The sequence below is a fragment of the Psychrobacter sp. CR212 genome, assembly GCF_059693765.1.
On the sequence record NZ_JCATIF010000002.1, the window covers coordinates 398,574 to 412,723 of the forward strand.

At 44.4% G+C, this 14,150-nt stretch carries 13 protein-coding genes; 6 read left to right on the plus strand and 7 right to left on the minus strand.

Annotation, left to right across the window (positions count from 1 at the left end; genetic code table 11):
• The gene (gspJ, locus tag AC58CZ_RS06015; protein ID WP_494223958.1) at window positions 1–849 is read left to right on the plus strand and encodes a type II secretion system minor pseudopilin GspJ; all 849 of its coding nucleotides are present in this window, start codon (window positions 1–3) and stop codon (window positions 847–849) included.
• Window positions 850–897: 48 nt separating this feature from the next.
• A complete protein-coding gene (gene gspK / locus AC58CZ_RS06020; RefSeq protein WP_494223754.1) occupies window positions 898–1,944 on the plus strand; it encodes a type II secretion system minor pseudopilin GspK in 1,047 nt (348 codons plus the stop codon).
• Between the two features lie 21 nt (window positions 1,945–1,965).
• Here the strand turns inward: gspK and AC58CZ_RS06025 are convergent, their stop codons facing one another.
• From AC58CZ_RS06025 to ychF, 4 genes are all read right to left on the minus strand, one after another.
• Entirely contained in the window at window positions 1,966–2,646 is a 681-nt protein-coding gene (locus AC58CZ_RS06025; RefSeq protein ID WP_058023818.1) for a TetR family transcriptional regulator, read from the minus strand.
• 388 nt (window positions 2,647–3,034) lie between these two features.
• Window positions 3,035–4,450: a deoxyguanosinetriphosphate triphosphohydrolase gene (locus tag AC58CZ_RS06030; RefSeq protein WP_494224324.1), complete on the minus strand. Its 1,416-nt coding sequence runs from the start codon at window positions 4,448–4,450 to the stop codon at window positions 3,035–3,037.
• Window positions 4,451–4,528: 78 nt separating this feature from the next.
• Window positions 4,529–5,065 (minus strand): hypothetical protein, encoded by a 537-nt coding sequence (locus tag AC58CZ_RS06035; RefSeq protein ID WP_494224325.1) that lies wholly within the window; start codon window positions 5,063–5,065, stop codon window positions 4,529–4,531.
• Between the two features lie 185 nt (window positions 5,066–5,250).
• Complete coding sequence (ychF, locus tag AC58CZ_RS06040; RefSeq protein ID WP_071001307.1) at window positions 5,251–6,342, minus strand: redox-regulated ATPase YchF; 1,092 nt, start codon at window positions 6,340–6,342, stop codon at window positions 5,251–5,253.
• Window positions 6,343–6,787: 445 nt separating this feature from the next.
• Between ychF and AC58CZ_RS06045 the strand changes: the two genes are divergently transcribed.
• The 3 genes from AC58CZ_RS06045 to AC58CZ_RS06055 all read left to right on the plus strand — a co-directional run bounded on the left by AC58CZ_RS06045 (window position 6,788) and on the right by AC58CZ_RS06055 (window position 10,891).
• Window positions 6,788–8,986 (plus strand): UvrD-helicase domain-containing protein, encoded by a 2,199-nt coding sequence (locus AC58CZ_RS06045; protein ID WP_494224326.1) that lies wholly within the window; start codon window positions 6,788–6,790, stop codon window positions 8,984–8,986.
• A gap of 264 nt (window positions 8,987–9,250) precedes the next feature.
• Window positions 9,251–10,498 carry an FAD-dependent oxidoreductase gene (locus tag AC58CZ_RS06050; protein WP_494224327.1) on the plus strand — a complete coding sequence of 416 codons (1,248 nt, stop codon included), beginning with the start codon at window positions 9,251–9,253 and terminating at the stop codon, window positions 10,496–10,498.
• 54 nt (window positions 10,499–10,552) lie between these two features.
• The gene (locus AC58CZ_RS06055) at window positions 10,553–10,891 is read left to right on the plus strand and encodes a RidA family protein (RefSeq protein ID WP_055124581.1); all 339 of its coding nucleotides are present in this window, start codon (window positions 10,553–10,555) and stop codon (window positions 10,889–10,891) included.
• A gap of 118 nt (window positions 10,892–11,009) precedes the next feature.
• Here the strand turns inward: AC58CZ_RS06055 and AC58CZ_RS06060 are convergent, their stop codons facing one another.
• The gene (locus AC58CZ_RS06060; RefSeq protein ID WP_494224328.1) at window positions 11,010–11,156 is read right to left on the minus strand and encodes a hypothetical protein; all 147 of its coding nucleotides are present in this window, start codon (window positions 11,154–11,156) and stop codon (window positions 11,010–11,012) included.
• A 237-nt stretch (window positions 11,157–11,393) separates the two neighbouring features.
• Entirely contained in the window at window positions 11,394–11,894 is a 501-nt protein-coding gene (locus AC58CZ_RS06065; protein ID WP_494224329.1) for a lactoylglutathione lyase family protein, read from the minus strand.
• 107 nt (window positions 11,895–12,001) lie between these two features.
• Here AC58CZ_RS06065 and AC58CZ_RS06070 point away from each other — a divergent pair, with 107 nt between their 5' ends.
• Window positions 12,002–12,871, plus strand: coding sequence for a LysR substrate-binding domain-containing protein (locus tag AC58CZ_RS06070; RefSeq protein ID WP_494224330.1), 870 nt, complete (start codon window positions 12,002–12,004; stop codon window positions 12,869–12,871).
• Between the two features lie 66 nt (window positions 12,872–12,937).
• On the opposite strand, the gene AC58CZ_RS06075 is transcribed toward AC58CZ_RS06070, so the two are convergent.
• Complete coding sequence (locus AC58CZ_RS06075) at window positions 12,938–14,074, minus strand: glycerate kinase (protein WP_494224331.1); 1,137 nt, start codon at window positions 14,072–14,074, stop codon at window positions 12,938–12,940.
• Window positions 14,075–14,150 lie beyond the last annotated feature (76 nt).

Genomic DNA, 14,150 nt, shown 5'->3' on the forward strand with positions numbered 1-14,150 from the left:
ATGAAACTACAGCGCGGGTTTACGCTGCTTGAGCTGATGGTTGCTATGGCGATATTTGCCATGTTGGCAGTCGCAGGCTGGCAAGTATTTGACAGTGTCAACCGCGCGCGAGCGCGAGCACAGTTCCATGCTGATAATTTGGCCGTACTACAGTATGCCTATCTACAACTACAGCAAGACATGGCACAAGTGATTCCTTATCAAGCGCTTAATACTCAAAATAATAGTACGCCAACTAACAGTACAAACGACAGTACAAGTAATAGTAACCAAGCAGGCGAGCAAAAAAATGAGATAGCACCTGAGCCTTTTATGAGGGTAGATGGTGAGCATGTCAGCTTTGTACGCTTTGCTGATCCTGATCCACGTTATCAAAGCAGCACTAGTCTCCAGCATATTGAATATATTTTTGTAGATGAGCGCCTGATACGTCGTCAATATACCAGTCTTGAAGATGGGCGCGATAGCGTCAGTTTAGACAGTGTGTTATTAGAAGGTGTTACTGCTGGGCGTTGGCAAGCCTATTTGCCAGAGCTGAGCACCAAATTTCCAAGCGATGACGTCAATAATAGTAGCAATACAAATATAGCATTGGGGCAAGCAGCGGGTGCTAACCCCGATGTTGTTTTGCTACCGAAAGGAATTGCCGTCAACTTTACTTATCAAGACATGCCTATTACTTGGCAGTGGGCCCTAGCGCCACAACCAATACCCCGTAGTAGCGCAAAGGCTGCTAACAGCAACGATAGTAATAATGATAATAGCAGCGACAATAATAATGGTAGTGATAGTAACAACAGTAATAGCGGTAGTAATACAGATAATAGCAATGTGGGAAACAGTAATTGAGAAGGTAGTATTTAACATGCATCACTTGCTCAGCAACATAAGCTCTCTATGACAATGAAAGCAAACTCTCAGCGCGGTGTGGCGCTGCTTACTATCTTACTATTGGTGGTGAGTATCACGGTCGTGGCAGGGGCGATGCTTGCTAGCCAAAAAGTTGCGATTAGGCGCAGCGGATTATTGTTTGATCAAAATCAGCTATTGCAAGACATCGATGCCGGTCAGCAGCTGGCAGTGACGATGATTCGTGCTGATAGCAAGCTTAACGATACCGATAGTGAGCAAGATATCTGGGCACAGCCGATACCGTCGTACACATTAGCGAATCATAGTATCAGCATCGAGCTGCGTGATGAGGCGGGTCGTTTTAATATCAATAACTTGTACCAAGGTGGCACGGTTGATACTGCTGCGCTAGAAGTGTTCCAACGTCTCTTAACACAGTTGAATTTAGAACCAGATATTGCTATTGCCGTCCTCGATTGGCAAGATACGGACAGTGAAGTTTATCTAGATGGCGGTGATGAAAGTGCGGTATATTCTCAGCAACTAAACCGTTCAGTAGATGGCACACTACCAAACCAGCCTTTTGTTAGCGTTGATCAGTTACAAGAGGTTCGAGGGGTGAGTGCAGAGGTGTTAGCGACACTACGACCTTATCTGACGGCTGTTCCTTATTACTTACCTATCAATATTAATACTGCGAGCCCCGCATTGCTTGCCGCACTGATCGATGGTGCCACCAGACAGCAGATGCAAGGGATAGTCGACACGCGCAGTAAGCAAGTGCTCACGTCTATCGATGAGCTATGGCAACTGCCAATTTTGAGTGGCTTAGATGAAAAGCAGCGGGCCGCATTGACGCCTTTGTTGGCAGTTGATAGCCAAGCCTTTATGGCGCTTATTACCGCGAGTGATAATGCAACTGTTGGTCAGGCAAGACAGCGCTTTGCTACCGTATTAATTGGTAAAAACGCAGCGAACGACAGTCAAGCCACAAACGACACTAGTAGTAACAGCAGCGATATCACTAGCGAAAAGCCCAAGGAAGTCAAAGTGGTCACGCAGCGACTATGGGCGTTTCGTCCTAGCTTTTGATGAATGGTAATGCGCTTTTTATTAATCTCTCAAGCGGGTCTCTTCACTAGATTTCCAGTTGTAAGCACCATAAAATAGCATCTGCGCTTGGCGAGTGCAGTTATGTAGCATCAACTGTTTATTCTCTTCGATGACATTTAGATCGATTTCGTCATCGTGATCTTCAGTGTAGGTCAATTCTAACCAGTCGATAATCCAAGAAAAGAACATATTTACGCCAGCCTCAGCCAATAGACGACGGTCATAATCATTGATATGGGTAAATGCTGGCTGTAATGCCAGATCATCTGCCAAGCTTTGGGCATGTTTTTTAACCAGTTCATTGATGGCTTTTCGCACAGATTCCGAGCCACCGTAGCGCTCACTGACCAAAAACTGCCAGTAGTAAGGCTGATCGCTGACCATATATAAGAACAACTGAATGCTTTTGGCTATCTGACGATCAAAGCTACGCTTGCGTCCAATTTGTAGGCTATCGCTGAGTGTGGCGAGCGTACCACCCAACTCTTCGATGACCAAGGCGCGACCGAGCGACTCCATATCATCAAAATGGCGATAAAACGCAGTCGGCACAACGCCAACCTCACGCGTGACTTGTCTGAGACTAATAGAGCTAAAAGATTGCCCTGTCATACATAGATCGAGTACGGCATTAAAAAAGGCGTGCCGAGTTTGAAGTTTTTTTTGTTCGCGACTGCTCATAATGTTTCAAAATTATCCGATAGAGGTTTATCATACTCATTTCAGCGCACAAATACGACCAAAATGCACAATTCGTGCTAATTTACTAAACCTGCACTAGGGCGTGTTGAACATTCGCAAATAGGCACTGCTGATCGCTAAAATTGTTCCAGACAAGGCACAAAGCGACGATAATGCAGATGCCTTAGCGAGATTTGTAACGCAGTATGGGGCAATTTTAGCATCAGCCCCAACGATAAAAAGCAGGGGACAGGACTCTTTTTTGCCGCTTCATTGTTAAAAATAAGCGCTTAGAATGACTAAACTTATTATTTTTAACATCGAATCGCCTAAAAAATAGTCGCTGTCAGTGCCATGGTCGAATGTTCAACACGCCCTAATTAATCTTTTAAACCACCGTACCCCAATGACCTTGCAATTCTTGCGCCAATCGATAGGCTTCATGGTCATTCATGCCTGTTATAAAATCTAAAATATTCAATATATTGTGATAAATATTGTCTGATAATGCGCGGCGATGCTCATCTAAGTGTGGCTGTAGTAATCTTAACAGACTCTGTTGCTCAAACGACATAGATGCAGCAGTTTCTACTGCCTCAGTCCCCGTCCAAGCCAGTGGTACAAAGGCATCCATTAGACGATGCAAGCATTGATTGGCCATTAGCTCCATTCTTACTTTGTTTGGATGATTAAATATTTTTTCGCGGGCCAATTGCTTGGCCTGCAAGATGCCAGTTTGTACAGTGGTGTCGCAATGGGCAAACAAGCTGTCTTGGAGCGTACCTGCCAGCAAGTCTTCACTATTGGCCACAAAAGCATCGGTGATCGTATTGACCAAGCGCATCATGGCGCGTGATCGCAAAGAGGCCAGACTCTGCCTGACTGACATATGCACAGGCAGGCTGACGCTATCAGGATGCTCGCCAATCAGCTCGTAAAATATCGTGGCAACCTCACTATAGGTTAGCATATTCAGATTAATACCATCTTCTAAATCTATCAGCGCATAACAGATATCATCTGCCGCTTCTAACAGATACGCCAACGGATGGCGTGCAAAGCCATCGTGATGTGTTGAGCGCGGCAAATGCAAACATGCTGCCAGCTCCTCTAACTGAGAGGTCTCGCTATAAAAGCAGCCGAATTTCTGTACATTATGGGCGTTGTCATTTGCATCATTGCTGTGAGTGGCACGCCAAGGATATTTCATAAAAGCGCCTAGCGTTGCGCAGGTAAGACGCATACCGCCTTTATCGGGATGGTGCTCATTGCGCACCAGTAACCGAAACCCTTGTGCATTGCCTTCGTAGGCCAGTAAGTCCAGTCGCTCGTTGCTGCTTAATTTTTGCAAAATCGCTTGAGGATCAGGCTGCCGAAACCAGTCACGAATGGCGTACTCTCCAGCATGACCAAACGGCGGATTACCAATATCATGAGCGAGGCAGGCTGCTTGTACAATTACGCCAATATCAGATGGCGAGACTCCTGTTAGTAAGCCATTGCCTAGCTTATCATGGAGCTTTTCTGCGGTCATCATCCCTAAAGAGCGTCCAATAGAGGAGACCTCAAGCGAATGGGTCAGGCGAGTATGGATACCCAGCTGATTGGTCAATGGATGAACTTGGGTTTTTTGATTCAACTGCCTAAACGAGTGAGAGAATACCAGTCTGTCATAGTCTTTGTGAAACTGTGAGCGAGTACTTGTATTAGCGCCGTATTTTTTGGCAGCGCCAAGACGCTGTGAGTTGAGAAGATGAGACCATTGCGCAGTAGAAGAAGACAAAGAGGTTGGGGTACTTAGCATATTGGAACATCCGAAACCAAGGGAGCCTCTAGCATAACAAAATAGCGCCCTTGGTACAGCCACTAAGCGCCATGGCAATTAAGATTTATGACAATCAAAAATTACCTCTTCCTCGTCGATAGGCACATTACTATTTAGTGTTTTGTTTAGCAAGGTTGCGTTGTCACCATCCACTTGCCATATAATGCCATGAGTGTCATCTAATCCAATATCACTTGTGTATATGGTTTTGTCAGTAAGGGCGTCGCTACCAGAGGCAGCTGTCAAATCGTATTCGATACCGTCAATAAGTAGGTGCGCAGTCTGCGGTGTGGCATCGGTATGATAGTAGACGCCGATAGTAGCAGTAGGCTCACAAGAGAATGGTGTGCTGTTGCTAGCGTGCTCAGAATGGTCGTGACCCTCATGATCGTGTCCTTCGTGAACATCCATGTCATTATGACTTTCATGGTCATGTCCTTCATGATCGTGTTCCATATCATCATGGGCTTCGTGATCATGCCCCTCATGGGCATGTTCATCGTGCTCTGCGTGACTGTCTACGGTTGTCACGTCTTCAGATGCTGCTGGCTCACCGTCTGTTTTTGGCTGGCAGCCTAACAATGAAACTGTCATAACACTGCCTACTATAGCAGCACTTGCAAATTTGGAAAAAGAGAAAAAGTCAGTCAAAGTATAAGCCCTCAAATAAGCAAAATAAGATATGTTATAATATAACAAAAGGATAATAAAATAAAGCCGATGCTGGAAAATATCCAACATCGGCTGATTAGCTATCAGGCAGTATTGACTAGCTAAAGCTACACGTTAAATCTAAAATGCATGACATCGCCATCTTGAACGATGTAAGTTTTGCCTTCCAGACGTGACTTACCAGCGGCAGCAGCGCCTTTTTCACCGTTGTATTCGATGAAATCATCATAAGCGATGACTTCAGCACGAATAAAGCCGCGCTCAAAGTCCGTATGAATCACGCCAGCGGCTTGCGGGGCAGTAGCGCCAATTGCAACGGTCCATGCACGTACTTCTTTGACACCAGCGGTGAAGTAAGTCTGCATATCAAGTAAGTCATAACCACCGCGAATCACTTGATCAAGACCAGCCTCTTCCATGTCCATTTCAGCCAAAAAGTCTTTTTTGTCCTCTTCATCTAGCTGGGCAATTTCAGCTTCGATTTGGTTGCATAGAGGAATGACGATAGATTCTTCGCCAGTCGCGTAATCACGAACAGCGTCGAGATAGGGGTTGTTTTCAAAACCATCTTCAGCAACGTTAGCAATATACATGGTTGGCTTTAGGGTGATGAGGCCGTAGCTACGGATGAGTTTTTTCTCATCAGCGTCTAGATTGGCCGCGCGCGCCGCTTTGCCTTCTGCTAATAATGGTTCAATCTTTTTGAACACATCCAGCATGGCGCTAGCGTCTTTGTCACCGCCTTTGGCTTTTTTGGTCAAGTTCAGTATCGCGCGTTCAACCGCTTCCAAATCTGCCAATGCCAACTCGGTATTGATGGTTTCGATATCGTCAATCGGGCTAACGCGACCATCGACGTGTACCACGTTGTCATCATCAAAACAGCGTACGACATGAGCAATCGCATCAGTTTCGCGGATGTTGGCGAGGAACTGGTTGCCCATGCCTTCGCCTTTTGACGCGCCTGCCACCAAACCTGCGATGTCTACAAACTCCATCGTCGTTGGCAATACGCGCTCAGGATTAACGATATCCGCCAGTTTCTTTAGGCGTGGATCGGGTACTGGTACGATACCGGTGTTGGGATCTTTGGTACAAAACGGAAAGTTTTCAGCGGCGATACCCGCTTTGGTCAACGCATTAAACAAGGTGGATTTACCCACGTTTGGTAGGCCGACGATGCCGCAATTAAAACCCATAACAGTCTCTCAATGTATTAATAAAATAGTTGGTGCTGAGCTAATATAAGACTTGATATTTAGTCAGGATAAAACTGAGTTCATCTAAAGCTCAGCTTGTTTGAAATATCAGTCAAATAGACAATCAAAATTGGGCACATTGTAGCAAATTTACGGGAATAGGGGTGAGGTTGTTACTTTATATGCTAAGGTTTTTACTCAGCGTTGTTGGGTGTTTTTCTACTAAGGCTCAGATAGGTTAAACGCTGAAAATTGAATACAATGGGTTGCTTCTTATTTAGATAAGTGGTGTTCAATTTGGTATTCAGTATTTTTTGCTATAGTAAGTTATCATAGATAAATAGTGGCATCAGGCTCACAAACAGTAAGTGCAATCTGCTGGCTGGATTAATTTTTTTCAAACAATCAGCTCGCTCCAAAACAAAATGTAAGGCAATATCCAATAATGACAACCTCGATTTTTGACACACGCCGCTATAAGTATCCACAAAATTTCCTTGAGATGAAGCCAAAACTTGCTCGACTTGAGCAGGCCATCAAAAAGCTAGAGGCAAACCTCATTGATGCTAATGTTCAAGCAAATACGAAGCTGTTGACTCAAAGGTTGGATAGTCATTTAGGATTGAAGGTCGACTATGCCAGTGAGCTCAATCCCGATCAGCTCATGGCTGCCACCACTATCGAAGGTAAAGTGTTGGTGATTGCGGGTGCAGGATCGGGTAAAACCAAGACTTTGACCTATCGCACCAGCTATTTACTAGAAAATGGCGTGTCGCCCAAAGAGATTTTGCTACTAACCTTTACTCGTAAAGCGGCAAATGAAATCAAAGATCGCGCTAAATCTTTGCTGGCAAGTAGTCTTTCAAATCAAGAGCTATCTGATGACGCATTGGCTGAAGAAAAATTACCAACAGATAAAGCATTAAACAGTATCACCAGTGGCACCTTTCACTCATTTTGCAATATGCTGCTGCGCCAATACTCTGGTCTGCTCGGTATCAATCCACGATTTACGATTTTAGATACTGGCGATAGTGAGGATGCTATCGACTTGGTACATAAAGAAAAAAAGTATCCTACCCAAACCAAAACCCAAGCCTTTCCGCGCAAAAAAACATTGCAAAATATCATTTCAACCTCTAGAAACAGACGCATTCCTATTCGCGACCTAATAGAAAGTAGCTATCCTGATATCGCCGTACATATTCCTATCATCGAGCAATTAGCAATTGATTTTCATGAGTATAAGCGCGCCAATCACTTATACGATTTTGACGACATTATCAGTCAAGTGGTACGTCATCTAAAAGCCAACGACACCTTTAGGCAGCGACTTCAAAACACGTATCGTTATGTCATGGTTGATGAATATCAAGACACCAATATTCCGCAAAAGCAGCTAATTGACTTAATATGTGAGCCTGATTCGGTGTCACTAATGGTCGTTGGCGATGACAATCAAAGCATCTATGCCTTTCGCGGTGCTAATTACGAAAATATTTTGCTATTTGGTGAGACGTATCCCAATGCCAAACTTATCAAGCTTGAGCAAAATTATCGCAGTACGCCGTCAGTTTTAACCTATATCAACGCGTTGTCAGCGCAAATCACGCTAGGCTATCAAAAGCAGCTGTATTCTGATGCGCCAATAGCAGGCGACAAGCCAATATTTCGACGACTCAGCGATGAGACAAAAGAAGCGAGTTATATCACTGATAAGATAGTCGCGCTAAAGCCTGAGTATGATTATAACGACTTTGCGGTATTGTGCCGCACGTCTTTTCAGTCCAATTATGTACAGCTAGAATTTATGGCGCGCAATATTCCCTTCATCGTGGTGGGCGGTATCAAGTTTATTGAAAGACGCCATATCAAAGACGTGTTGGCTTTTGTCAAAGTTCTCTATAACCCGAACGATACGATTGCTTGGCATCGTATTTTAACTTTGTTTAAAGGGGTAGGAGCAGTCACGGCGACGCGCTTAACCCAAGCCATCACCGCTGACAATAATGCGTTTGAGTCGCTACTGGCAGCATCGTTTGCCAAAAAAAGCGATCAGCTAAAGCCTCTATATCACACGCTTACCAAGGCCCAGCAAGCAGAAACGGTTGAGGCAGCCATTGAGCATATTCTTGAGTTTTATATCCCTGTGTTAAAGTTGATAGAAGACAACTGGCGTGAGCGTAGCGAGGACTTTCGGGTGCTAAAGAATTTAGCGACAGAGCACACGAGCCTCGATAGCTTTTTAGAAAATCTTGCGCTCGATCCGCCCAATGACTCAGTCGCGGTCATGGAAAGCTCTGAAGATGGACCAAGTAATGATAAAGTCACGATCTCAACCATTCATAGTGCTAAGGGGCTTGAATGGCCAGTGGTGTTCGTCAATTCATTGGTCGATGGCATCACGCCGCATCATCGTTCATTAGATGACTTTGAAGCATTAGAAGAAGAGCGTAAGCTGTTCTATGTGGCCTGTAGTCGTGCAAAAACGCAGCTGTATTTGACCGCGCCGAATTACTTCTCTAGTTACTCTGGATACTTTGATATGGCCTCACGCTTTATTGCGGAGCTATCGGCTGACGAGGTAACAGTAGAGACGGTAAAATCGCCTATCAAGAAAAATGATGACCCAATATGGTGGTGATTTTTTGAGGATATTGATGGTATCTATCATACTGGGTTTTAGTGTGTATTTTGCGGATTTTGGTCGTCCAATAATGGCTTGATACGCCAACTATTCCTTTTGAAAATGACCTACAAATAAAGGTATAGCCAAAAGTATTTAATAGTAAAAATATTTTTCAAATAAGGGTTTAATATTGAGCACAATGCGTTACTATGACCACCTAATTTGGTAAGACCTTTATATTTGATACTCTGTATTAACACCCTAAGAAAAGGATAGGTTATGCGCTACGAAGTGATCGTTATCGGTGCAGGTATGGTTGGCACGTCAATCGCGTGGCATCTACAAAAAAATAACTCAAACGTATTACTCTTAGACAAGAAATTGCCAGGGTCAGAGACCTCATATGGTAATGCCGGCTTGATTCAGCGCGAAGCGATTCATACGCATCCTTTTCCTCGTCAGCTGACAGAGATGATCCGAGTATTACCAAACCAAGGTACTGATATTCGTTATCGTATTCCAGCTATTCTGCGTTATCACCAAGCGCTGCTACAGTACTGGAAATACTCAACGCCTGCGTCTGTCAAAAAAATCGAATCTGAGTGGCAGACGTTGATTGAGCATTGTACCAGTGAGCACCAAACCATGATTAGCGCTTCTGGTGCTGATGAGCTCATTACTCGTGATGGTTGGTTACAATTGCATCGCTCAGAAGAGACTTTCAAAGAAGCGCAAGCATCCGCCATTGATGCACGTAATCAAGGGGTTGAGCACAATGTACTAAACCTTGAACAACTAAAAGCAATGGAGCCTCGCGCCAATTTTGACGGTTTCGTTGGTGCTATTCATTGGTTGAATTCATGGCAGGTATCAAACCCAAGCTCGCTTGTAAAAGCCTATGCAAAAAACTTCCAAGACATGCAAGGTGCGATCAAAGAAAATGACGTCAAAGAAATCGTCAAAGAGGCGGATGGCTGGAAAATCATCACTGATAAAGATACCTATTATAGTGATAAATTGGTCATCGCAGCAGGCCCTTGGTCGAATGATTTGATCAGACCACTTGGTTACAATCTGCCATTGTTCCCAATGCGTGGCTATCATCAGCATTTCAAAGTGACAGAAAAGAACACAATCCATCACAGTATGTTTGATATGGACAAAGGCTTTGTCATGGGGCCAATGCAGCAGGGTATCCGTATCACTACGGGCGCTGAGATGACTACCATGAATGCGCCAAAGAATTTTGGTCAATTACAAACGGTATTGAAGCTTGCAAGAAAAATTTTGCCATTAGAAGATGCGGTTGAGAGTGAAGCATGGGCAGGATCGCGTCCTTGTATGCCTGACATGAAGCCCGTCATCGGTCCTGCTGATAAGCATGACAAGCTCTGGTTTGCATTTGGTCACAGCCATCAAGGCTTCACTTTAGGGCCAATGACAGGGCGTCTGGTTGAAGAGATGATTCACGATAAGCCTGCATTGGTCGATCTTGCACCATTTAGTGCCCAGCGTTTTTCTAACTAAGCGCGACTTGACTGACTAAACACAGATTCAAATTAATAAAAAGGTATAGACATGATTAAGAAGCTACATAGCAATCAGCGCATGAGCAAAACGGTAATCCATAACCAGACGATCTATTTGTGTGGTCAGGTCGGTAATGCAGAAGACGATATCAAAGCACAAACGTTGACGTGTTTGGAAAAAATCCAAACGTTGCTAGAAGAAGTGGGCAGCGACAAATCAAAGCTACTATCAGTCACCGTTTGGATCAAAGACATGGCGGATTTTGCTGCTATGAATGAAGTCTATGACCAGTGGTTTGAAGGCATACAGCCACCAGCGCGTGCATGTGGCGAATCAGCGCTTGCACGCCCTGAGCTATTGGTTGAGATGATCGCTATCGCTGCTGAGTAATAAACGGCTCGCAGTACCTGTAGTATATGTATTAAATAGAAATAAAGAAGGCCATGATAGCGATATCATGGCCTTTTCTATACTTTGTAATAAACTGATTTAATTATTGATATGACTACTAGCAACCTCTCCATACTGCTTGGCGCTTTTCAATAAAAGCATCAATCCCTTCACCCACATCGTCTGCCATCATATTGCAAGTCATTACCTCACTGGCATAGTCATAAGCGTCTTCGACACTCATATCCAGCTGCTTATAAAACATACAGAAGGTCATCTCTATCTAGAGTGGTGCCTAATTGAGTCATTTATCATCCTTGATAATGGGTTGGTTTATAGTTTTATATATAGCTGACTAAATAGTAGCATGGCTCATATTCTATACAATAGATGGAGCACATAGAAAGCGCATAAAAAAATAGCGCACTCAGGTGACGAGTACGCTATTGGTTTTTCAGTTAAATATAAGCTAAATTCATACTAAGCTGTATTTATACTGAACCTAGTATGCGCCTTCGCTATAGATAAGCTCGTAGCTATGGCTATATATCTCGACGATGTTACCGAACGGGTCTTCCATATAGATCATGCGATATGGCTTTTCGCCAGGGTAGTAGTAGCGTGGTTTTTCCATACGTTTTTTGCCGCCTGCGGCAACCATACGCTCAGCCAGCGCTTCAACGTTTGGATCTTGGACGCAGAAGTGAAAAATACCTGTTTTCCAATATTCAAAATTATTTTCAGGGTTTTCCTGATTTTTAAATTCAAAAATCTCAACACCGATACGGTCAGCAGTGGAGAGGTGAGCGATCCGAAAGCGGCCCCAACCAGCACCGAATACTTCAGTACACATCTCACCAATCGGGCTGTCATCTTCAACAATCTCAGTAGGCTCCATGATGGTGTACCAACCCATCACTTCAGTATAAAATTTTACAGCAGCATCTAAGTCAGGGACTGACAGACCGATGTGCGAAAAGCTTCGTGGATAAACGTTGTTCATAGCTTGTGCTCCTGTTTACTGCATACTTGTTTAACGTGAGGCCAGTATACAAACGCACTGTCATTATGTAAAATTATCAAATATTATAAAAATAAGTATGAAACGTAATGATTAATGTCACATGGCTACGAACTTTTTGTACGCTTGCCGAAGTTGGGCACTTTACTCGCACGGCTGAACGTCTATATATGACACAGTCCGGTGTGAGCCAACATATAAGTAAGCTAGAAGAGCAGCTGGACACAGATTTGTTAATTCGACAAGGAAAGCAGTTCTCATTGACCAAGGCAGGTGAGCAGCTCTATAAAGAAGCAGGCGAGATATTGCAGCGATTATCAAATTTAGAGCAGCGCATCGGTGAAGATCCGCCTTACGAAGGGCTAGTACGGTTGATGTCACCGGGTAGTGTGGGACTTAAGCTATATCCGCAGCTTTTGACATTACAACAACAGCACCCAAAGCTAGTGATTGATTATCGCTTTGCCCCCAATGCTGATATTGAGCAGGCATTGGCAAATCACGAGATCGATATTGGTTTTATGACGGATATCTCAGATGATGAAACGATTAGCTGCAAGCCTATGGCTCAAGAAGCATTGATACTAGTGACACCTGCGACTACAGTAGAGCCGAGCTGGGAGCAGCTTATGGCACTGGGATTTATCGATCATCCGGATGGTGCCCATCATGCAGGCATGCTACTGACTGCCAATTACGAGCAATTCCAGCATATCAATGATTTTGAGAAAAAAGGCTTCTCTAATCAGATTGGTCTAATTTTAGAGCCCGTCAGCAGGGGAATAGGTTTTACTGTCTTGCCAGCACATGCAGTTGCTGCTTATCCAAAGCCTGAGCTGATTAATAGTCATCATTTACCAGTTGCTGTTAGCGAAACGCTATATCTGGCAGTCAGACGACAACAGGCGCCCGCCAATAGAATGCATACGGTCATTAACGAAGTAAAAAAATGGCTATAGATATGTTGAGAGTGATAAATGTAATAACTGTGCATTTAGTGAAGAAGGTTTATTGATAGATTGCGACTATTTTAAAGTCTGCCCAAGTTTGATACTTGCAGCGATATTAGCAGCAGTGGTTTCAATGTTGTTGTAAGCGGAGCCTAATACGTTATCGATCGTATCTACTTTTTGGATACTTGGCATCACAACATTGAACTGACTGGTCTGAGCAGGTTTTAGTCCATCGACACTGCCGCAGATAGCGATAACAGGTGTGCGGCTAGCCTTAGCGATTTGGCTGATACCACCAGCTACTTTACCCATGGCGGTTTGTGCATCGAGCTTGCCTTCACCTGTGATGACAAGATCAGCCTCTGCGATATGCTGTGACAGGTGAGCCACTTCGGCAACCGTATCAAAGCCTGACTTTAGCTGAGCTTTAAAGAACGTCATCATCGCATAGCCAAGACCGCCTGCCGCGCCTGCGCCTTCAACATGCTGACAGTCTTCATAGCCATGCTGTCCACATATGGTCGCGAAGTGACTGAGTGCCTTGTCCAAGATATTGACTTGCTCCGGACAAGCACCTTTTTGCGGGCCAAACACGGCGCTGGCCCCAAGCAGACCACAGAGCGGATTGGTCACATCACAAGCAACCTCAAATACTGTGTCTGATATCTTTGCGTGAAGGCTAGTGTTATCGAGTTTGTGCAGGCTGGCAAGTGCGCCACCACCATGAGTGAGCAGACTGTCATTGATATCATGAAAGGTGATCCCGAGGGCCATTAGCATGCCAAGACCTGCATCGTTGGTTGCGCTACCGCCCAGACCGATGATGATGCGTTTAGCCCCTTCCTCCAAAGCATCAGCGATCAGCTCCCCAACGCCATAAGTGCTAGCAACGATAGGATTACGCTCATCGGCTGTTAGTAGGTGCAATCCGCAGGCTTGGGCAACTTCAATAACCGCCGTCGCGTCAGGTAATAACAGATACTTTGCCGTAATCGGTCTCATCAACGGGTCATGCACTCTGACTTCTTTCCAGCGTCCGCCCAATACATAAGACAATACTGCTGAGGTACCTTCACCGCCATCGGCCATTGGCAACAGCTTATAGTCAGCATCTGGAAATACTTGACTAAAGCCAGATTGAATAGCATGGCAAACATCGAGTGCTTCTAAACTTTCTTTAAACGAGTCAGGGGCGATCAAAATTTTCATACGGCTCTCTTTGAATATCTTAATGACACGATCATCGCGACAGTGTCGTGTTTTAAAACGTTTACTTAGCAATAAT

What these genes read in the sequence shown, in the direction of transcription:
- gspJ (WP_494223958.1), top strand. Translation starts at nt 1, where the DNA reads ATGAAACTACAGCGCGGGTTTACGCTGCTTGAGCTGATGGTTGCTATG.
- gspK (WP_494223754.1), top strand. Translation starts at nt 898, where the DNA reads ATGACAATGAAAGCAAACTCTCAGCGCGGTGTGGCGCTGCTTACTATC.
- AC58CZ_RS06025 (WP_058023818.1), bottom strand. Translation starts at nt 2,646, where the DNA reads ATGAGCAGTCGCGAACAAAAAAAACTTCAAACTCGGCACGCCTTTTTT.
- AC58CZ_RS06030 (WP_494224324.1), bottom strand. Translation starts at nt 4,450, where the DNA reads ATGCTAAGTACCCCAACCTCTTTGTCTTCTTCTACTGCGCAATGGTCT.
- AC58CZ_RS06035 (WP_494224325.1), bottom strand. Translation starts at nt 5,065, where the DNA reads ATGACAGTTTCATTGTTAGGCTGCCAGCCAAAAACAGACGGTGAGCCA.
- ychF (WP_071001307.1), bottom strand. Translation starts at nt 6,342, where the DNA reads ATGGGTTTTAATTGCGGCATCGTCGGCCTACCAAACGTGGGTAAATCC.
- AC58CZ_RS06045 (WP_494224326.1), top strand. Translation starts at nt 6,788, where the DNA reads ATGACAACCTCGATTTTTGACACACGCCGCTATAAGTATCCACAAAAT.
- AC58CZ_RS06050 (WP_494224327.1), top strand. Translation starts at nt 9,251, where the DNA reads ATGCGCTACGAAGTGATCGTTATCGGTGCAGGTATGGTTGGCACGTCA.
- AC58CZ_RS06060 (WP_494224328.1), bottom strand. Translation starts at nt 11,156, where the DNA reads ATGTTTTATAAGCAGCTGGATATGAGTGTCGAAGACGCTTATGACTAT.
- AC58CZ_RS06065 (WP_494224329.1), bottom strand. Translation starts at nt 11,894, where the DNA reads ATGAACAACGTTTATCCACGAAGCTTTTCGCACATCGGTCTGTCAGTC.
- AC58CZ_RS06070 (WP_494224330.1), top strand. Translation starts at nt 12,002, where the DNA reads ATGATTAATGTCACATGGCTACGAACTTTTTGTACGCTTGCCGAAGTT.
- AC58CZ_RS06075 (WP_494224331.1), bottom strand. Translation starts at nt 14,074, where the DNA reads ATGAAAATTTTGATCGCCCCTGACTCGTTTAAAGAAAGTTTAGAAGCA.